Below are 18,904 nucleotides of genomic sequence, written 5' to 3'. Positions count from 1 at the left end.
TGGTTATAAAACACAATATATTTGCAATCATTAAATAAAATTACTGCTAACTTTTTTATGGTAACTCAAAGTTGGCAGGCAAACGGCTACGCCCTATTATTACGCTTAGTGATAGCTATCAATAAACAAAAAAGCCCACATCAAGTGGGCTAAATGATAAACAGAAGATTTAACTCATCACATATGGACAATTGCTGTAGGTAATTATTTTAACTAGAATCAATTCTCACCATCCAGTTCCGTCCCATCACACTAGGTAATTTTGCCAAATAATTTATAGATATTTTAGCCAAATTAAATCCTTGCGGCGCGCTTTAAACTGGCTAAACAGCTTCACAAACGGATAAAAAAGTATCGCTAATATGATGGTCACTAACCAGATCATCGCAACATGATCAAAACCAAAATACTCACCTTGATTTGTTCCCCAAATAGCCACTGCGATCAAATAGAGAAATTTCAATATATAAAGATGCAAAATATAAAAAAACATCGTTACTGAACCATAGGTTACTAAGGGCTTTAACCATGGTAAATTTTGTTTTAGCTCAAGTAATCGAAGCAGTAGTAAGCCAATACCCAGCGTCAACATAATGAATAATAAAGAGGGCGGATATTTGGTAATATTCAAAAAACTCATCACGGTATCCAGCCAAGAGCCCGCTAATATCCATGGTTTATCGCCATAGATATTAATTGTTCTTAAACAAATAAAACCAACTAACAGGCCAACACCCCAGCAATTTAGTTTCTTTAATCGCTGTTGCTGATTACAACTTTCTGTAAACCATGAACCAGCCAAATAACCAAATATAATTAAACCGATCCATGGTAGTATTGGATAAGATGTACGCGCTTTGATACTGTCAGTAATCTCAATCCATCCTCTATCATGCAGTATTGCCCAAGGAATATGCATAAAATGATCGGTTGGGAAATGCAATGTATCTAATAGATTATGACCCGCAATCAATAAAACCGTCAGCACTACCAGCAGCCATCTTGGTAACCAAAGTAAAATTGCTAAGGCAATCATCGAAAACCCAATCGCCCATATAACCTGCAGAAAAATTTTTGCCGGCGGTAATTGAAAAGTCCAAGCAAAATTGATCAACGTGAGTTCAAGGATGATAAGAAATAACCCGCGTTTAAATAAAAATTGACTAGTGGCTAACTGGGAATATGTTTTTTTACTTCCATACAAATAAGCCGATAAACCGGTCAAAAAAATAAAAACCGGCGCACAAAGATGAGCAGTAAATCGACTAAAAAAAAGATCAGCCGGTGTTTCACCCGCTATCATTGGATCAGGGACCTGCATATGAAGGAAAAATGTTTCTCGCACATGATCTAATAACATTAAAAGCATGACAATGCCCCTTAATGCATCGATCGATAATAATCGATTACTAACGTTGGACGGACGAGTTATAGCACAATTCATAGTAATGAAAACTCCCTGTGTGGCCTAGTTAAAATAAAAAATGCTTCATTAGTGATAAATAGCAAAATACTTATGTTATAATATAACATTTCACTATCGGGTTAATTAATAAAAAACAATAACTATGCATCCCTGCACCAATAACAGTTAATAATGTTGTCGCATCATTGTTTTTTTATTTAACTAAAAATAAACATTTTTTATCATTTTTCATTAAAATGTAAAAATAATTAGTTAATAACATTAAGAAAAAATATTTACCAATTTGTCACTCAATTAAACATTATATTTCACATATATTTAATTAATTATTAAAATTAGCCCAAATTATCTTACTATTTAGTCTTCAACAAAAAATAACTAAATAGCCAGACTACTATTTGATATTACACAGAAAAATATTGCTATATGCAGATTAAAGCAAAATAAATACAAATAATTATCAACATTAATTTAATTTTAATTTTAATTTTAATTTTAATTTTAATTAACAAAGTTGCATTATATTTCCCAAAATTAAAATATATATCACTAAAATTTAATTATTTTATTTTATTTTATTTTAATCTACTATTAAGATCACATTTTTATATCAATTAACTTACTTTCATTTTTTTATTTTGCCAACCTAGGCTTATATTTTTTCGTTTAGTAAATCAAAAAACATTTTATTCGTGAACAAACTCATAAAAACAAAAATTACCATTAGATAAATATATCTGTTTTTATCTAAAGTTACATGCAAATTGAAACGATTCAGCTTGCATAAAATAAAACCTAAAATAGCTTTTGTGGTTTGACTGTATAAAAACTGCAGCGTTTCACTCATTTATGTGAATAGGAGAAAACATGTTTGATATGCCTAAAAAAGATATCCATTTAGCACAAATTGCCTATCATAAACAACATGCCATCGCACAAGTTGCCCAAGCATTGATCAATGCGGGTTACGTTACGCCAGATTATCTAATCGGTATGCAAAAAAGGGAAAATCAAGCGTCAACTTATTTAGGCAATGGTATTGCGATTCCTCATGGTACCGTAGAAACGCGCCATAATGTATTACAGACAGGTGTACAAGTATTTCAGTTTCCACAGGGCATAGATTGGGATAATGGCCACAAAGCTTATATTGTCATCGGCATCGCCGCTAAATCAGAGGAACATTTAACCTTATTACGACAACTGACACATATTCTAAGTGATGAAAATATTGCCAAGCGATTGGCAACCACGACATCAATAGACACAATATATAATATATTGCTTGCCCAAGAGTCGATTGATGACTTCATTTTCAACGCTTCCATGATCTCTTTAGATGTTGATACCGACCATATCATGACACTACAAGCGTTAAATATTAATCACTTACAGGATGCAAATGCCATCAATAATGATTTTATCGTTGATGTGATCACTAATCCACCGCTTTATTTAGGCCAAGGTATCTGGCTGAGTGATAGTAAAAAAGGTAATCTAAAAACAGCAATGGCCATTGCACGCCCTAAAGAGCCTTTATCTTATCAAGATCATCAACTTTGCCTACTTATCACTCTATCATTCAAAGATAATCTAGCTAATAATACTTTAAATCACCTGGCCAATTTATTGATCGATAAAAAAATAGCGAAATTATTACAAGCATCAAATGCCGTACAAGTATTTAGCTTGCTAACGACTGAAACAAACGAAGAAAAAGAGACACTATCCGTGGAGTTTACGTCACGAGTTTCGCACAGACCTATAAAATTCTAGAAATGGCTTAAAAGTAATGATTAATCTGCAAGTTACTGAAATGCATAAATTCACTTAATTTACAATAAGTTATATTTAATTTATAAGGTTTTATCTATTTACATATTATGCTGAATTAAACTTAAAAATAGAGCGTTTTTTTATTGGTGCGAAACTCGTGTACGTTAAACAATAAACATGGATTACATGCACGCCCAAGTTGACAATTAGTTAATACAATAAAAAAATTTAATAGCAAAGTCACTATTACTAATTTGGATGGAAGCGGAATTCCCGCCAATGGCCATAATATAATGAGTGTCATTGGATTAGTTGCACGTCAAAATCATCGTATCCAATTTAAGATCAGTGGCCCTGACGCCCAAGCAACCTTACATGCTATTGAACAGGTCATTAGCGCTAATATGGATGAGGAAATTGCATGAAAAGTAAGGTTGCTACCATTACATTAAATCCCACCTATGATTTAGTCGGTATGCTAGACAATATTGAAAAAGGTGCCGTCAATTTAGTTAAAACCCATGGATTATATCCAGCAGGTAAAGGCATTAATGTTGCTAATACATTAAAAAATCTAAATATTAATGTCACTGTTGGTGGTTTTTTAGGGAAAGAAAATTTAACCGGTTTCCAACAGGATTTTAAGGAACGCGGGATCATAAATCGTTTTCATGTCATCGAAGGTAGAACTCGAATTAATGTCAAATTGACAGAAAAAATAGTGTAGTTAGTGATTTTAATTTTTCCGGTTTTGAAGTCAACAAACAGGATTGGCAGCATTTTGCTCAAGATTCACTGAGCTGGTTAAGCCAATTTGATATGGTCACGAGTTTCGCACAGGCCTATAAAATTCTAGAAATGGCTTAAAAGTAATGATTAATCTGCAAACTACTGAAATGCATAAATTTACTTAATTTACAATAAGTTATATTTAATTTATAAGGTTTTATCTATTTACATATTATGCTGAATTAAACTTAAAAATAGAGCGTTTTTTTATTGGTGCGAAACTCGTGATGGTATGTGTAAGTGGTAGTTTACCCAAAGGTATCGATTTAGATGATTTTACTGACTGGCACGAGTTTCGCAATCTCCAAAAAAGAAGTATAAATTTAAAAACAAGAAAAAATCAGGGTGTTCATATTTTGTCGGGTTATCCATGTATTAAAGATATCTATAAAACATTCTTACAAGTAAGCAGTTTAAGATACTCTGGTTTAGCGTTATCAGGAGTAAGCCCATCGCCTTTATCTCATGACACTGTTAGCCGATGGCTAAAAAGTAGATGTTTTAGACCTAAAGACCTATGGCGATTAGTTGAACCTTCTATAGACAAAAAAAGCCCTTGCGTACTAATTGCCGATGATACATTGATTGCCAAAACACGTAGTAAAAAAATAGAGATGGTCCATTATCAATATTCAGGTAATGAACATGAGGTTATTGCTGGCATAGGTTTAGTTAATTTGCTTTGGCATGATCTGACGAAGGTTGAATCAATTCCTATCAATTATCGTATTTATGATAAAGATTCTGATGGAAAAACAAAAAACACGCACTTTTCCGAAATGCTCACTCTTGCTAAAAAAAGAGGGATCATGCCAGAAGCGGTAGTGATGGATGCTTGGTATTCTAGCCTGGATAACCTGAAATCAATTCCCTCTCATGGTTGGATCTGGGTAACCACGCTGAGGAAAAATAGGATTGTTAACCATAACAAACAACTGAACAAGTTAGACATCTCAGAAGAAGGAACGTCAATACACTTGCGAGGATATGGTTGGGTAACCGTTTTCAAATTTACAGCCAAAAACGGCCGTATTGATTACATAGTAACAAACAAAGAGAATCCCACCCGTCAATACCTCAAATCTATCATGGATGCCCGTTGGTCTGTTGAAGTTTATCATCGAGAAGTTAAACAAAACTCTGGTATTGAACGCTGTCAGGCTCGCACGAGCCGAGCGCAAAGAAATCATATTTTTCTCGCTATTTCTGCGTGGTTTGAACAACATAAACGTCGTATATCTGAAAAAATAACCCTTTATCAACAAAATTGGGACGTAATCAAAAGTGCTATTACTGAGCAAATCCGTGTTTTATTAGCGTACCCAAATTAGTTTTGTGCGAAACTCGTGACTGGATGAAACAGCTACGTGATCAATGTATGTGCGTCATATTTGATAGTAGCCGAGAAGCATTGATTGCTGGTTTAAAAGCCAATCCTTGGTTGGTAAAACCAAATCGACATGAATTAGAAAGCTGGATTGGCCACCCCTTACCTAGCTATCAAGAAATTGCCAAAGCAGCACAGCAATTACGCACTCAAGGCATTGCTCATGTTGTCATTTCCTTGGGTGAAGAAGGTGCAATGTGGGTCAACTCGTCCGGTGCCTGGTTAGCCACGCCACCGAAATGCCACCAAGAACCTATCTTGCTAAGCAAATATTATGTCAACAGATACAACAACAATCCTTAAAATTAACGGATAATATTGCAGAAGCGGAACTAATTATTGTTATTGGTGAAAATATATCTGATGAATACCAATTAACTGGTAAAAAAGTTTTTTTTACTGATGAAACACAGACAATATGTAAGTCAGAAAAAATTCTCTCTATAGCCAAAAAAGAAGCGATTATTGTGGACAAGGTCAATTTTAGCAAACCAGCGGTGGCAAAAAATCAGCGTGTTTTAGCCGTGACTGCTTGTCCTACTGGGGTAGCTCATACTTTTATGGCAGCAGAAGCCTTAGAAATTGAAGCTAAAAAGCGCGGCTGGCAAATCAAAGTAGACACGAGTTTCGCACAAAACTAATTTGGGTACGCTAATAAAACACGGATTTGCTCAGTAATAGCACTTTTGATTACGTCCCAATTTTGTTGATAAAGGGTTATTTTTTCAGATATACGACGTTTATGTTGTTCAAACCACCCAGAAATAGCGAGAAAAATATGATTTCTTTGCGCTCAGCTCGTGCGAGCCTGACAGCGTTCAATACCACAGTTTTGTTTAACTTCTCGATGATAAACTTCAACAGACCAACGGGCATCCATGATAGATTTGACGTATTGAAGGGTGTGATTCTCTTTGTTTGTTACTATGTAATCAATACGGCCGTTTTTGGCTGTAAATTTGAAAACGGTTACCCAACCATATCCTCGCAAGTGTATTGACGTTCCTTCTTCTGAGATGTCTAACTTGTTCAGTTGTTTGTTATGGTTAACAATCCTATTTTTCCTCAGCGTGGTTACCCAGATCCAACCATGAGAGCGAATTGATTTCAGGTTATCCAGGCTAGAATACCAAGCATCCATCACTACGGCTTCTGGCATGATCCCTCTTTTTTTAGCAAGAGTGAGCATTTCGGAAAAGTGCGTGTTTTTTATTTTTCCATCAGAATCTTTATCATAAATACGATAATTGATAGGAATTGATTCAACCTTCGTCAGATCATGCCAAAGCAAATTAACTAAACCTATGCCAGCAATAACCTCATGTTCATTACCTGAATATTGATAATGGACCATCTCTATTTTTTTACTACGTGTTTTGGCAATCAATGTATCATCGGCAATTAGTACGCAAGGGCTTTTTTTGTCTATAGAAGGTTCAACTAATCGCCATAGGTCTTTAGATCTAAAACATCTACTTTTTAGCCATCGGCTAACAGTGTCATGAGATAAAGGCGATGGGCTTACTCCTGATAACGCTAAACCAGAGTATCTTAAACTGCTTACTTGTAAGAATATTTTATAGATATCTTTAATACATGGATAACCCGACAAAATATGAACACCCTGATTTTTTCTTGTTTTTAAATTTATACTTCTTTTTTGGAGATTGCGAAACTCGTGAACTATTGATAATGCCCATAACAAGTTGCAAAACCAAGGAATGACGGTGTTATTTACCTCACGTTTTATTGCAGTATTAAGGTACATGATCCGATTAGTCGCCGGCATGTTATTAATGAATAGGACTAAAGTATACAGTATCTGTTTATTATCAGCGGCAATATGGGCAGCCGTATTTATTTTAATTGTTAAAGGCGCATTTACTATTATCGCTCCAGAAACACTTATATAAAATAAATGAAATGATTTAAGGTAGTAAAAACAAAAAGTTAAAAATATTTATAATATTTCGATTAAAAACCAGCTAATTTTTCTCCATTCATATTTCAAACAAACATATCTTTTACTTTATAATCAGATAAAAACAATATTTCCTTATTTTTCACAGTTAAAATTTAATTTTGTTAAATCTTAACTAAACAACTTTAAGAAAAAATTGTAATCAAGATAAGTAAATTTATAATCGCTGGCGTTCAACATTGTTGACGTGAAATACAATAAACGATCTCGTTATGGCGAGGCTACCTAACAAACAAAAGTTACTGCCGTACTTGCATGGAGACAGGCTTGTATTGGTAAAACAGGTATGATCGAATCAAGGTCTTACAAAAGTAACTTTACGCTTGGAATACGTTGTTAGAAGCTAAAAGCTAAACGTTGGGATCCATTTCCCACGTTAGTTCGCCCCGGTGAGAGATATTAACACCTATAGGGGACTGTTATATGGCTTTACCTATCCAACAAAATACATTTAAACCTCGCTATCATGTAGACCAGACAAACGCGACTGCGGCTTCATATATGACCCAGAATTATATGACTCTACCAGAACATATTTCTGTCGCTGAAGCAAAAAAAGTTTTTCTGGAAAAACTTGAGGAAAATAGTATTACTAACCAAATTTTCATTACCACTAATGATAAATTAATGGGTATTTTATCAGTGAAATCACTATTAAAATACCCTAACGAAAGTGATAGTATCAACCAACTCATGCAACCTAATTTTTTCTTTGTTGCTCCTGGTGATAAACGCACTGAATTAGCAAAATCGTTGCATGACTGTGGTTTTGATCTAGTACCAGTGTTAGATAAAGGATTATTAGTTGGTGCACTTAGCGAACGAGAAATTGATCGCATATTGGAAGATGATGCAACCGAAGATGCTCAACTGCAAGGTGGTAGTTTACCGTTAGATAAACCCTACCTTCAAATGACGCCTTTTGCTCTATGGAAAAAACGTAGTGTTTGGTTACTTTTACTGTTTATTGCGGAAGCTTATACCAGTACTGTCATTAAATCATTTGAAGATCAATTAGAGGCTGTAATTGCTTTAGCCTTCTTTATTCCACTATTGGTAGGAACAGGTGGGAACAGCGGTACTCAGATCACATCAACAATTGTACGTTCAATGGCAATTGGAGAGCTTTCAATTAATCACATATGGCAGATCTTGCGTAAAGAAATGTCAACTGCGGTACTAATCGCCATCACATTAGGAGCAGCTGGGATCCTGCGTGCTAGCTTTATGAATATCGGTTGGACCCTGTACACGATTCTGTGTAAATGCCTTTTCTCAGTAGTGACCGTCCAGGCGGTCACCGAACTCGATAATAAAGCGGCTCATCGCCATACGCCAGTCCCTAAGCGGCATTGTCCATTTCTGTGACGCCGCCTGGATTGCCAGCCACACCACCTTTTTCACTGCGTCATCCGTCGGGAACACCTTACGCTTTTTGATGGCATGCCGGATCACGCTGTTCAGCGACTCTATGGCATTCGTTGTGTAGATCACCTTGCGGATGTCTGCCGGGTAAGCGAAGAACGTCGCCAGGTTGGCCCAGTTTGTCTGCCAGCTCCGGCTTATCTGCGGGTAGCGGCTGTCCCATGCGCTGGCGAACGCTTCCAGCGCCTGCTGGCCTGCTTCTTCCGTGGAAGCCTGATAGATGGCTTTCAGGTCGCGTGTGACGGCTTTGTAGTCCTTCCAGGAGACGAACCGCAGGCTGTTACGCACCATATGCACGATGCACAGCTGAATGCGGGCTTCCGGATACACGGTGTTGATGGCGTCCGGAAAGCCTTTCAGACCGTCGACACAGGCGATGAGGATATCGTTCAGACCACGGTTTTTTAGTTATGTCAGCACACTGAGCCAGAACTTCGCGCCCTCGTTTTCGGCCAGCCACATACCCAACAGTTCTTTCTGACCTTCGATGTTGATACCCAGGGCCAGAAACACGGATTTATTGATGACGCGACTGTCCTGCCGGACCTTCAGGACGATACAGTCAAGATAAACAATAGGATAGACTGCATCCAGTGGGCGATTTTGCCATTCGGTAACCTGCTCCATCACGGAATCGGTGACCTTCGAGACCAGCGCCGGTGAGACATCCGCGTCATACAGTTCTTTGAACGCAGCCGCTATCTCGCGGGTGGTCATCCCTTTGGCGTACAACGATAAAATCTGGTTATCCATCCCGGTGATCCGGGTCTGGTTTTTCTTCACCAGTTGCGGTTCGAAAGAACCGTCACGATCGCGCGGAGTGCGTAGTTCCAGAGGACCATCGCCGGTGGTAACGGTCTTTGTGGAATAGCCGTTGCGGGAGTTGGCACCCGGTTTGGGCTGATTTTTATCGTAGCCCAGATGGTGGGACATTTCGGCGTTGAGAGCCGCCTCAACGCTGATTTTCTTCAGCAGACGATCGAACTGGCTGAGATCGTCAGGGGTTTTGAGATTTTTGGCCAATTCATTAGCCAGAGCCTGCAATTGTTTTTCGTCCATAAATTAACCTTCATTTGATGCTGGATTGAACATATCAAAATCAGGCAATTATACAAATTTATGTACAGGCTCCATGCTGGCATGACATTACTAAATGAAAGTGGTGCTGAAATTAACAACATGAGTCTGGAAGATATCAGCAATAACGGTATGCTGCTAGCCGCGCTTTTGCAGGAACAACTTGTCCCGGCTGAATATAATCAATATTTCAAATTACCGGCCATGATCCATGGCCAGCTAAGCAGCGAAAATAGCTCACCAGCAACACCATTGGCAATGACGTCCGTATATGACAGTTATTTTGATTATTTAAAACAATCTGGCCAAAATAATCCTTTTATCAAACTGATTACTTTGCTACAGAAATGGCAATCCCGGCCAGAGCTTGCCCGCCAACAATTAAAACAGCATGATATTGATGAAGGTTGGTTAAATGACTATTTGTATAAAAATCGAGAGGTTAAATATACCAATCAGCGAGGTGAGACGCCATTATTACCCAATATCGATAATGTATTTAAAGATCAGAATCAACAAATTGCTCAGCTGACCGAACAGATAGAAAAGATCCTACTACCTCAGTCCTTTAACTCACTTAGCAACGAAGAACAAATTTTTATTCAACAGTCTGACATTCAACTGATGGAGGTCAAATTTGATGCTACTGATAGTTTCAATAGTGTTCCGCTACCGCCATCTGCAAGGCAAGGAATAAGGAATTCAGATGAATTTGTCAGCCGCGTACCTGAATCGATCGATATGCTAAAGTGTACATTTAACGGCAAACAACGGATGTATGCATTAACCACTAAACAAGGTATCGGCAATTATAAATTACATCGTGTCGACAATAATAAAAACGCCATTCTTGAGCTGTTTTATCATGATGGTAAAGCACGCGATGATGATGATTATAAATTAAAACCCTCTGCCATTTTGTGCTTAAAAACCGCCAATGATAAGCCAGACATGCTAATCGACAAGCTTATTAAACGGCGGGGTGAAAAATTATGCGAAAAACTGCAACAGGCAGGTTATGAGGAAACAACCCGGCAAAAAGTGGAAGCTTTTATTTTAACACGAGTTTCGCAATCTCCAAAAAAGAAGTATAAATTTAAAAACAAGAAAAAATCAGGGGGTTCATATTTTGTCGGGTTATCCATGTATTAAAGATATCTATAAAACATTCTTACAAGTAAGCAGTTTAAGATACTCTGGTTTAGCGTTATCAGAAGTAAGCCCATCGCCTTTATCTCATGACACTGTTAGCCGATGGCTAAAAAATAGATGTTTTAGACCTAAAGACCTATGGCGATTAGTTGAACCTTCTATAGACAAAAAAAGCCCTTGCGTACTAATTGCCGATGATACATTGATTGCCAAAACACGTAGTAAAAAAATAGAGATGGTCCATTATCGATATTCAGGTAATGAACATGATGTTATTGCTGGCATAGGTTTAGTTAATTTGCTTTGGCATGATCTGACGAAGGTTGAATCAATTCCTATCAATTATCGTATTTATGATAAAGATTCTGATGGAAAAACAAAAAACACGCACTTTTCCGAAATGCTCACTCTTGCTAAAAAAAGAGGGATCATGCCAGAAGCGGTAGTGATGGATGCTTGGTATTCTAGCCTGGATAACCTGAAATCAATTCGCTCTCATGGTTGGATCTGGGTAACCACGCTGAGGAAAAATAGGATTGTTAACCATAACAAACAACTGAACAAGTTAGACATCTCAGAAGAAGGAACGTCAATACACTTGCGAGGATATGGTTGGGTAACCGTTTTCAAATTTACAGCCAAAAACGGCCGTATTGATTACATAGTAACAAACAAAGAGAATCCCACCCGTCAATACCTCAAATCTATCATGGATGCACGTTGGTCTGTTGAAGTTTATCATCGAGAAGTTAAACAAAACTGTGGTATTGAACGCTGTCATGCTCGCACGAGCCGAGCGCAAAGAAATCATATTTTTCTCGCTATTTCTGCGTGGTTTGAACAACATAAACGTCGTATATCTGCAAAAATAACCCTTTATCAACAAAATTGGGACGTAATCAAAAGTGCTATTACTGAGCAAATCCGTGTTTTATTAGCGTACCCAAATTAGTTTTGTGCGAAACTCGTGTTTAAGTCTGATTCCATTTTATACCATGATCACCGAGGCGAAAAAGGGCAATACCGAGCAGGCTATTATGGCAGGCGCATTTGATCTGTTAGGTTTTTTACCCTTTATTGGTAAAGGCGCGCAGGCTGGGGGGCGGTTCAGTATAGCGATCGGAGAGGCTGCAATTAATGGCACACGAACCGCATTAAAGCAGGCGGCATTCAAACAAGCATTACGTGAAGGGGGCAAACAGTTTGTTAAATTTGGTATTCCTCATATAGCAAACCGTTTACCGGCTAAAACTTACTTAGACTTAGGCGTGAATTTTTTACGTGGTGCGGATCCCGGTTTTGAATTATTAATATCGTGGGGAAGAAAAGGTATTAATGCCTTAAAAAACGCCGCGCAGAAAGTTCGCGGATTAACCCCATTAATCAAAGCACTGGAAAAAAAAACGCAAGATTTGCCGCATGAGCCGATTAAGCCGTTTAAAATAGAGGTGGCTTATCGTCCTGATTTGGAAAAAGAGGTTCAGGTAGTTAAGATCGGTAAACAGCGGGGTAAAGACATTTGGGTGCAGATCAATCTGGAAACGAATACCTTTTTGGCTGTAAATATCTGCGCAATTCGACAGGTGAACTGAAATTAGCGCCAGTGTCAATCCGCGAGCGGCTTTATCAACTAAAAACTCAAGGAATGGGCGGCAAACGGGCGAATGAAGCCGCTAAAAATTGGCCACTTCAATCTGAAGTTTCCTCTTTCTACCAATCACAACAACAAAAACTGCAAGCATTAAGCACACAATTGGCAAAACGCCGGATTGGGAGCAAACTTAACTTATCAAGTGAAGACTTAAGTTACATGGATCTTACCCAAGTTTTTGGTGGCTACCATAACCTTGCTCACGCAAATTTACAAGGTACTAATCTAAGCAGATCTAACCTGAAAGACATTATCATCATGGAAGCTAACCTAACAAAAGCGATAATGAACCAAACTCAGCTGGCTAATGCTAATTTACTCATGGCTAATCTAAATTGAAGCACAATTAGCAGGAGCTAACTTAACTAAGGCTAATTTATGTAACACTAATTTAGTCAACTCTGCAATGAACGGAACTATACTGCAAGAAGCCTACTTAAATAATAGTAACTTGACTAATAGTGATTTGACTGGCGCCAATTTGGCGCAAGCTAAGATAGCGAACGCTAACTTGACTGACGCCAATCTGACCAAGGCTAATCTAACTGGTGTGATATTAGTTGATACTAACATCAATGGTGTAAATTTCACTAGTGCCAATTTAACGCAAGCCAAATTGAATGGCCTTACACTACGTGAGGCGATTTTTGATCAAGCTGACCTAACTGGGGCTAACCTTGCGAACAGCGATGTTAGCAACGCTGATCTGAGTAATACTATCTTAAAAGAGTTAACAATTAGTAACACTAATTTTGCCGGTGCTTCTTTACACGACAGTTTTACCCTTCACCTGCCTGGCGAGTGGGATGAGGATACCCTAGATGCACTACTGAATCATTTCAACAACCAAAGCAGTCTGCTAACTAGCCTTAATACGATCGATAACCGGTATAGTGAACTAAAAAACAAATTAGCTCTACAGCTCGTTCATTCCCTTGACCAGCCAGACATTAATCTCAGCCATGTCACTTTACCACTATTAGATATTTTGGGTAAACCGCCGTTTATTCGCAATGAAGAAATTAGCAATTTTATCAATAAACTGATGGATAATTACCTGGCAAACCCCTCAACACAATTAATTAATATGCTGGAAGCGCGTCCTGCTAATATTAATATTTTTCTCGATTATTTTAACCATCAACCAAAACTCATGGTTTCCCCCCAATTTAACAGTAGCTTTATTCAAACTATATTGGCTGCTAGAACAGTAGGAAATATTGATAGCAAAATCGCCCCAATGGCTAACCAATTGTATGAACAATATCTACAACTTCCTGAAATAAAACAACAACTAGCATATCAACAAATTAAGGAAATATTTGGCAATTATGATGGAAAGGCAGATTGGGCAGAGAGCAACGCGCAAAACTATCTGTTACTTTCACCGAAAAATGCAGGTAGAACATTAATAGTTGCGGAAAATATTCTGACAAAAATGCTACATCCTGATCTGGAAACCAAGTGGAATAACATTTTTATTTTTCACGATGGCGAAAATTTAGGCCCGCAACAATTCAGTCTAGATGAATGCTTCAACCAAGATTTCTCGCTGTTTTCTAGTCATTTTTCTTATAGCCAACACCAAGCAACATTCAATAAGCTGATTGAAGCACTAAATTTAGGCGAACAGCTGGACACGCTATTCCTTAATGCACAAAAATCCAATATTTCTACCACTAAATTAGTTGATCAGGCGTCGCAACAGACACTAAAAGAGATTTTTACTCATGTGCTTGATTTTGAGCATGGCTATAGCTTAAAAAATGAAAATTATAATAAAATCATAAAACTATATAATTTGGCTAACAGTAGCGAACGAAATAAAGCTGAACATCTGCTGGCTTTATCCGCTGTTTTTACCCGTTATTCATCCAGTGCTGTGTTTGGTACCGAATTGGATTCTCCTCTGATGCTAAGATATTATGCTTACGCCTTAATGGAAAAAGCCCATAAACTTGATCCCACGCTGATTGCGCAAGATACCTTTAATAATTGGAAGAATCGATTACTTGGCTGCGAAAACGCTTTTTCTTGCACTGCCATTTTATATGATCTGATGATTGATTATGCAATAGAGCACTGTCATGATGTTTTGAAAAAAATTCAACCATCCGCCTGGCGATAAGTGCTGCAAAAAAATTTATAATAGCCTAAAAAATGATTATTAACGGTAGCAAAAGATATTAAATATAATGAAAAATTTAAATTTTTTATACGATCCGTTAATAATCATCTATAATTAGGATCATATTAATGAAAGATAGATGTTTAAATAATATTGTCATCTAATCTAATAGGAGGTTATATGAAAAAATGCCTATCGCTGATTGTGTCGTACTTATTGATGATAATCGCTTTTCTGTTAATATCATCGATTTCATTCTACTCTGCATGTTTTTATTCGACTGGCATGACAAAGCCACTGGCTATTTATACCTTATTGGCGCGGTAATCGTATCGTTAATCCTGCTGTATTTATCTGATAAAATCAAATGCATTGCATGTCATCATAAACATGATCATATCTAGTTTGATGACACACTGTTTTTTCTACCTCTTTTGTCTAAGCTAAATATTTTTAATATTATTGCATTAGAAAAAGAGGCAAGAAAAAACAGTAAAACTATTTTTCAAGTTCAAGACAATGAAATGCCATCCCAGTTCGAGCAGTTAATAACTCACCCCAAGCAACGCGTTGTTCATTTCGCAATAAACAGACTCGTGTCTCTAACATCACCTTACCAGTCAAATTTTCGGCGGCTATGAGGGTATACAGTTGTGCTAATGGCAAATCGATGGTAGCAATCTGAGCTAAATAGGGTATTTGGTTAAATGTAACCGTCGGTCGGATTTCCTTTACCCATAATTGATTAACATCAGTTAATGTCACGATAGCCAATGGTTCATGCCACCATAATAATGCTTCGCCTTGTCGAATATCCACATCACCAGCTAACCAATAACCATACTTATGACGAATATTTTCACAATCAGCAATAAAACCGGCTAACAATTTAACCGTCACTTGCACAGGTGGGGCTTGAAATGGCGTCCAATCTGCGAAAGCTGCCTGCCACTTTTCTGCTCCAATATTAACCACCACAAACTGACATTCATCTACCGTAATAACGGGATAAATGCCCTTAGGTAACCGGTAATTAATCGGCTGTTGGCTCAATTTTGCATTAACCGTTTCACCAAGCAATGCAAACCAGGCTGCGCTAATGCAAGGAAACAAATCTTCAGTAACAAGCGTTGGATCAGCACTACCACTATAGGTTTGCAGCGCCTGCTGCCAATTAGAGTGGTCACACCAAATACCTGCCGAATCTTTCGATAACCATGACCACCACTGACCATCCCCTTCAACATAAGCAAGCTGAATGCGACAATTACCTTTTGCCAAACCGGTAGTTAACCACTGGTAAAGCATTCGCTGTTCATTGTGCTCCATCTTCTATCTCCAAAGATGCTACAATATTTTTTCATTATATATCAATAAACTATATTTACTTTATCACTATAATTCACTGTTCATTCACTATGAATTATACTTCAATCCATCCATTATTTCTATCATCCTGATATTTTGCGGTCATTTTCGCTGATTTATGGCCTAGTAATTTTTGAGCAAAATCACTGCCATTTTTCTCTGTATACAATCTTGCAGATAAACTTCTTATTTCATGAAATGATGGAGGTGTACCTTCCCATGTTAAATTTGTTTTATCCCTTAATTTTGCAAATCCTTTTGATATTTTTTCTATTGAAACTTTTTTGCCAGCATCATTAATAATATATTCTGAATCGTTTTCGTTAATTTTTATTATGGCTGATAGCTTAATACCTATTATTTCAACGGTTAAAGGAATAACTATTTTAGTTCCTGTTTTTTGTTGAATAATCCATAACTTGTCATCATGAAGATCTTCATATTTCATTTTTGATATATCAGAGACTCTCTGACCTGTAACTAAAGCTAATTTCAGGGCTATTGTTAACCAATGTGCTTCATCATCTATTGATTCTAGAATTAAATTAAAATCATCTAAAGATAACCTTGTTCTTTGTACTTTAACTTTTGGTGACTTTGTAGGTAAAACAGGATTATTGTTTATAATACCTAAACAATATGCTTCATTGAATATATCTTTTAGTGTTATTCTGTAAATGCTTGCTGAGGAAGTTTTTCCGTCAATTATATATGCATGAATAAAGTCGGTGATCATTTTAGTAGAAATATTTTCTATCGGCGCGTCAAGAATTCCTTTTCTTATCGCTAACAGTTTACTTTTGTAATCTATTAATGTTTTTTCTCTTAAGCCCCTTGTTTTCAATATTTCTTCATATCTATCTAAAAACTCATGAAAATAGACACTTCCCTGTCCATCGATCCTTTCTGTTAGAGGTTTTACTTTCTCTGTATTGAGCAATAACTGATTCGCACTGATAGCCTCGTTAATTGCATAGGCTTTGTTTCTGCCTAATCCGTATTCTTTCCGTGTACGCGGGTCTCTATAGGAATAATATCCATTTCTTTTGTACAGGTTAGGGGGCAAATCTCTATTTTTTATTTTTCTGATTCCGGTCATAACCTATCCTTTGCAGCAACATACTTTGATGGCTAATTTCGCTAATACAGTTAACTTTGACGGCATATTCTTCGACAAGGTATTCTCTGCCGTCCTTGATGGGTGGGGGCTGTATAAGTCCGTTTCTTGCCCAAATTCTGACGGTATCCATTCGGCGTGGCCTATCCCTTCGAGCGTTCCATTCCGCTAAAGTAATCATGTTTATTTATCCTCATTTAAAAACTCACACTATTCTCAGGCGCTTCATTGCCCCACAAAAAGAGATAGCCTAAGCACGAATGGTGATATTCGTTCTTTGTTAGGTAAGGGGATATGATTTGTGGGGAAGAGTATTAGGATTTATTTGCTGCGCCGTTTGATGCTTTGTTTTGGTATTGCCAGGGTGGGTCTGCGAGTATCAGGTCATACTTCACTTCATCTTCTAAACATACCCGCTTTTATTTTTATGCAAGTCGTCTATTTTTTCTAACACAGTGATTTTATTGCCGCCATTTCCGGTTAATGTTCCGTTTTCTCCATCGGTATAAAATTGATATATCAATCCTTTGTTTGTTAATTTTTTCTCCTTCAATCCAATTATTTTCATCATCTCACCATGATAAATAACCTGCATCCCTGCTTTGACATGATGTAACGTTGTTCGGTATTCATGGGTGTTATTCATACAGTTCCTCTAGTTATTTGTTAATAAATAGTGTAAAACTCTTGATTTTATTTATTAAATGAATGTAAATGTTGATTGAAATATGGTCATTTATGAAGTGTTTGTGGTAGTATTGTTGCCGTTGTGTGTTGGTTAACAGCAACATTTTCCCTGGTGTTGGCCAGCCTTGCGCTGGTCTTTTTTTGAGATATTTGGAAGTGCCAAATAGCTGTCAATTTCTAGTGAATACGTTGGCTATTAGCAAATAACGATTTCAGATTGATACCGTATACCTGTAGCCATGATTCAGCAGGCCATGACTTAACCTGACCATAACGAATATCGGGTACTTCGGTCGCTTCCACCTGATTCTCACGACACCATCGACGAAGTGGCGCAAATTTATATTCTTTCCCTGTGGCATTCTTTACTGCTGTGATAGTGGCATGTTTAAAACTTTCTCCCAACCGTTCTGTTAGCTCCCGATTTTTACGGGTAGCCACACTAAGTTTACCCATTGCAGAAGCTTCACGAGTGCGGCTGATTTGTGATTTTGTTCGAAGTGCTTGATCTCTCTGGTCAGTAATAACGGCTTTTTCCTTTTCGGAGATAACTAGGGCTTCCAGCGCTTCGATGTAATTACCCGGTAATGACGGTTGTAAAATCCGTCTTTCGCATTCGAAGTACTGCCTCGCCTGTTTCCCTTTCTCATTACGCTCAACCATGGATAGCTCTTTCGCCATATTGAGAGAGATTGCGTATTCTTTAAGCACTTGTTGCCTAGAATTCGCGCTCCCCGATTTTGGGGAGCTCAAATTTTCTACAATTATGTAGTCCTGATTTTCAGCAAAGCCGTATTGCTTAATTCTGTCTTTGATCCATGTAGTAAAATCTTTACCGATTTCCAAAAACGCATGTAAATCACGGGCGTTAACCGTTTGGATTAATTCACCATTGATGTTTTTTGTTTTGATATTGATTAAATTTTGCATATAGGAATAC

Annotated in this window: 16 protein-coding genes, 6 pseudogenes and 1 riboswitch; of the genes and pseudogenes, 14 read left to right on the top strand and 8 right to left on the bottom strand. The window is 37.4% G+C overall.

The window, feature by feature from the left end; genetic code table 11:
* Positions 1-274: 274 nt before the first annotated feature.
* Positions 275-1,444 carry a DUF1624 domain-containing protein gene (locus tag V3224_RS01155; RefSeq protein WP_334467987.1) on the bottom strand — a complete coding sequence of 390 codons (1,170 nt, stop codon included), beginning with the start codon at positions 1,442-1,444 and terminating at the stop codon, positions 275-277.
* Between the two features lie 849 nt (positions 1,445-2,293).
* Here V3224_RS01155 and fruB point away from each other — a divergent pair.
* The 6 genes and pseudogenes from fruB to V3224_RS01125 all read left to right on the top strand — a co-directional run bounded on the left by fruB (position 2,294) and on the right by V3224_RS01125 (position 6,019).
* Entirely contained in the window at positions 2,294-3,202 is a 909-nt protein-coding gene (gene fruB / locus V3224_RS01150; protein WP_334467985.1) for a fused PTS fructose transporter subunit IIA/HPr protein, read from the top strand.
* 215 nt (positions 3,203-3,417) lie between these two features.
* Positions 3,418-3,627: pseudogene (locus V3224_RS01145) on the top strand (HPr family phosphocarrier protein); the annotation flags it as partial.
* Positions 3,624-4,027: pseudogene (locus V3224_RS01140) on the top strand (PfkB family carbohydrate kinase); the annotation flags it as partial. The pseudogenes V3224_RS01145 and V3224_RS01140, both read left to right, overlap by 4 nt.
* Before the next feature lie 320 nt (positions 4,028-4,347).
* Positions 4,348-5,322: an IS701 family transposase gene (locus V3224_RS01135; protein ID WP_442889675.1), complete on the top strand. Its 975-nt coding sequence runs from the start codon at positions 4,348-4,350 to the stop codon at positions 5,320-5,322.
* A 17-nt stretch (positions 5,323-5,339) separates the two neighbouring features.
* Positions 5,340-5,621: pseudogene (locus V3224_RS01130) on the top strand (PfkB family carbohydrate kinase); the annotation flags it as partial.
* On the top strand, positions 5,618-6,019 hold the full coding sequence (locus V3224_RS01125; protein WP_334468090.1) for a hypothetical protein: 402 nt from the start codon (positions 5,618-5,620) through the stop codon (positions 6,017-6,019). The pseudogene V3224_RS01130 and the gene V3224_RS01125, both read left to right, overlap by 4 nt.
* Here the strand turns inward: V3224_RS01125 and V3224_RS01120 are convergent.
* Positions 6,016-6,990, bottom strand: a pseudogene (locus V3224_RS01120) (IS701 family transposase). The gene V3224_RS01125 and the pseudogene V3224_RS01120 sit on opposite strands and share 4 nt — an antisense overlap.
* A 568-nt stretch (positions 6,991-7,558) precedes the next feature.
* A riboswitch (M-box (ykoK) riboswitch) is annotated at positions 7,559-7,728 on the top strand.
* Positions 7,729-7,782: 54 nt separating this feature from the next.
* Between V3224_RS01120 and V3224_RS01115 the strand changes: the two are divergent.
* Positions 7,783-8,727, top strand: a complete 945-nt coding sequence (locus tag V3224_RS01115; RefSeq protein WP_334467981.1) for a magnesium transporter — start codon at positions 7,783-7,785, stop codon at positions 8,725-8,727.
* Here the strand turns inward: V3224_RS01115 and V3224_RS01110 are convergent.
* A pseudogene (locus V3224_RS01110) lies at positions 8,635-9,843 on the bottom strand (IS256 family transposase). The gene V3224_RS01115 and the pseudogene V3224_RS01110 overlap by 93 nt on opposite strands.
* A gap of 81 nt (positions 9,844-9,924) precedes the next feature.
* Between V3224_RS01110 and V3224_RS01105 the strand changes: the two are divergent.
* From V3224_RS01105 to V3224_RS01080, 7 genes and pseudogenes are all read left to right on the top strand, one after another.
* Positions 9,925-11,013, top strand: coding sequence for a hypothetical protein (locus tag V3224_RS01105; protein WP_334467979.1), 1,089 nt, complete (start codon positions 9,925-9,927; stop codon positions 11,011-11,013).
* The gene (locus V3224_RS01100; protein ID WP_334467977.1) at positions 10,991-11,965 is read left to right on the top strand and encodes an IS701 family transposase; all 975 of its coding nucleotides are present in this window, start codon (positions 10,991-10,993) and stop codon (positions 11,963-11,965) included. The genes V3224_RS01105 and V3224_RS01100 overlap by 23 nt, the downstream gene beginning before the upstream one ends.
* Before the next feature lie 85 nt (positions 11,966-12,050).
* Positions 12,051-12,605, top strand: a complete 555-nt coding sequence (locus V3224_RS01095; protein ID WP_334467976.1) for a hypothetical protein — start codon at positions 12,051-12,053, stop codon at positions 12,603-12,605.
* On the top strand, positions 12,533-13,003 hold the full coding sequence (locus tag V3224_RS01090) for a pentapeptide repeat-containing protein (RefSeq protein WP_334467974.1): 471 nt from the start codon (positions 12,533-12,535) through the stop codon (positions 13,001-13,003). The genes V3224_RS01095 and V3224_RS01090 overlap by 73 nt, the downstream gene beginning before the upstream one ends.
* Positions 12,999-13,112 (top strand): annotated as a pseudogene (locus V3224_RS29650) (pentapeptide repeat-containing protein); the annotation flags it as partial. The gene V3224_RS01090 and the pseudogene V3224_RS29650, both read left to right, overlap by 5 nt.
* Before the next feature lie 3 nt (positions 13,113-13,115).
* Positions 13,116-14,792, top strand: a complete 1,677-nt coding sequence (locus tag V3224_RS01085) for a pentapeptide repeat-containing protein (RefSeq protein WP_442889647.1) — start codon at positions 13,116-13,118, stop codon at positions 14,790-14,792.
* A 188-nt stretch (positions 14,793-14,980) separates the two neighbouring features.
* Entirely contained in the window at positions 14,981-15,196 is a 216-nt protein-coding gene (locus tag V3224_RS01080) for a hypothetical protein (RefSeq protein WP_334467972.1), read from the top strand.
* Positions 15,197-15,290: 94 nt separating this feature from the next.
* On the opposite strand, the gene V3224_RS01075 is transcribed toward V3224_RS01080, so the two are convergent.
* The 5 genes from V3224_RS01075 to V3224_RS01055 all read right to left on the bottom strand — a co-directional run bounded on the left by V3224_RS01075 (position 15,291) and on the right by V3224_RS01055 (position 18,894).
* Positions 15,291-16,121: a hypothetical protein gene (locus V3224_RS01075; RefSeq protein ID WP_334467970.1), complete on the bottom strand. Its 831-nt coding sequence runs from the start codon at positions 16,119-16,121 to the stop codon at positions 15,291-15,293.
* 94 nt (positions 16,122-16,215) lie between these two features.
* Positions 16,216-17,259 (bottom strand): site-specific integrase, encoded by a 1,044-nt coding sequence (locus V3224_RS01070; protein ID WP_334467968.1) that lies wholly within the window; start codon positions 17,257-17,259, stop codon positions 16,216-16,218.
* Positions 17,231-17,410, bottom strand: coding sequence for an excisionase (locus V3224_RS01065; protein WP_334467966.1), 180 nt, complete (start codon positions 17,408-17,410; stop codon positions 17,231-17,233). Before V3224_RS01065 ends, V3224_RS01070 begins: the two co-directional genes overlap by 29 nt.
* Positions 17,411-17,680: 270 nt before the next feature.
* Entirely contained in the window at positions 17,681-17,923 is a 243-nt protein-coding gene (locus V3224_RS01060) for a hypothetical protein (RefSeq protein WP_334467964.1), read from the bottom strand.
* A 218-nt stretch (positions 17,924-18,141) separates the two neighbouring features.
* Positions 18,142-18,894, bottom strand: coding sequence for an antA/AntB antirepressor family protein (locus V3224_RS01055; RefSeq protein ID WP_334467962.1), 753 nt, complete (start codon positions 18,892-18,894; stop codon positions 18,142-18,144).
* Between the last annotated feature and the right edge of the window lie 10 nt (positions 18,895-18,904).

Origin of the sequence: Arsenophonus sp. PmNCSU2021_1, assembly GCF_036919435.1 — a bacterium.
In the GTDB taxonomy this organism is placed as follows: Bacteria; Pseudomonadota; Gammaproteobacteria; order Enterobacterales; family Enterobacteriaceae; genus Arsenophonus; species Arsenophonus nilaparvatae.
This window is presented reverse-complemented; position numbering and strand designations above follow the sequence as displayed.

Coding starts and splice junctions, on each gene's coding strand:
- V3224_RS01105 (WP_334467979.1), top strand. CDS start 9,925: ATGACATTACTAAATGAAAGTGGTGCTGAAATTAACAACATGAGTCTG.
- V3224_RS01055 (WP_334467962.1), bottom strand. CDS start 18,894: ATGCAAAATTTAATCAATATCAAAACAAAAAACATCAATGGTGAATTA.
- V3224_RS01125 (WP_334468090.1), top strand. CDS start 5,618: ATGCCACCAAGAACCTATCTTGCTAAGCAAATATTATGTCAACAGATA.
- V3224_RS01095 (WP_334467976.1), top strand. CDS start 12,051: ATGGCAGGCGCATTTGATCTGTTAGGTTTTTTACCCTTTATTGGTAAA.
- V3224_RS01080 (WP_334467972.1), top strand. CDS start 14,981: ATGCCTATCGCTGATTGTGTCGTACTTATTGATGATAATCGCTTTTCT.
- V3224_RS01115 (WP_334467981.1), top strand. CDS start 7,783: ATGGCTTTACCTATCCAACAAAATACATTTAAACCTCGCTATCATGTA.
- V3224_RS01155 (WP_334467987.1), bottom strand. CDS start 1,444: ATGAATTGTGCTATAACTCGTCCGTCCAACGTTAGTAATCGATTATTA.
- V3224_RS01075 (WP_334467970.1), bottom strand. CDS start 16,121: ATGGAGCACAATGAACAGCGAATGCTTTACCAGTGGTTAACTACCGGT.
- fruB (WP_334467985.1), top strand. CDS start 2,294: ATGTTTGATATGCCTAAAAAAGATATCCATTTAGCACAAATTGCCTAT.
- V3224_RS01070 (WP_334467968.1), bottom strand. CDS start 17,259: ATGACCGGAATCAGAAAAATAAAAAATAGAGATTTGCCCCCTAACCTG.
- V3224_RS01065 (WP_334467966.1), bottom strand. CDS start 17,410: ATGGATACCGTCAGAATTTGGGCAAGAAACGGACTTATACAGCCCCCA.
- V3224_RS01060 (WP_334467964.1), bottom strand. CDS start 17,923: ATGAATAACACCCATGAATACCGAACAACGTTACATCATGTCAAAGCA.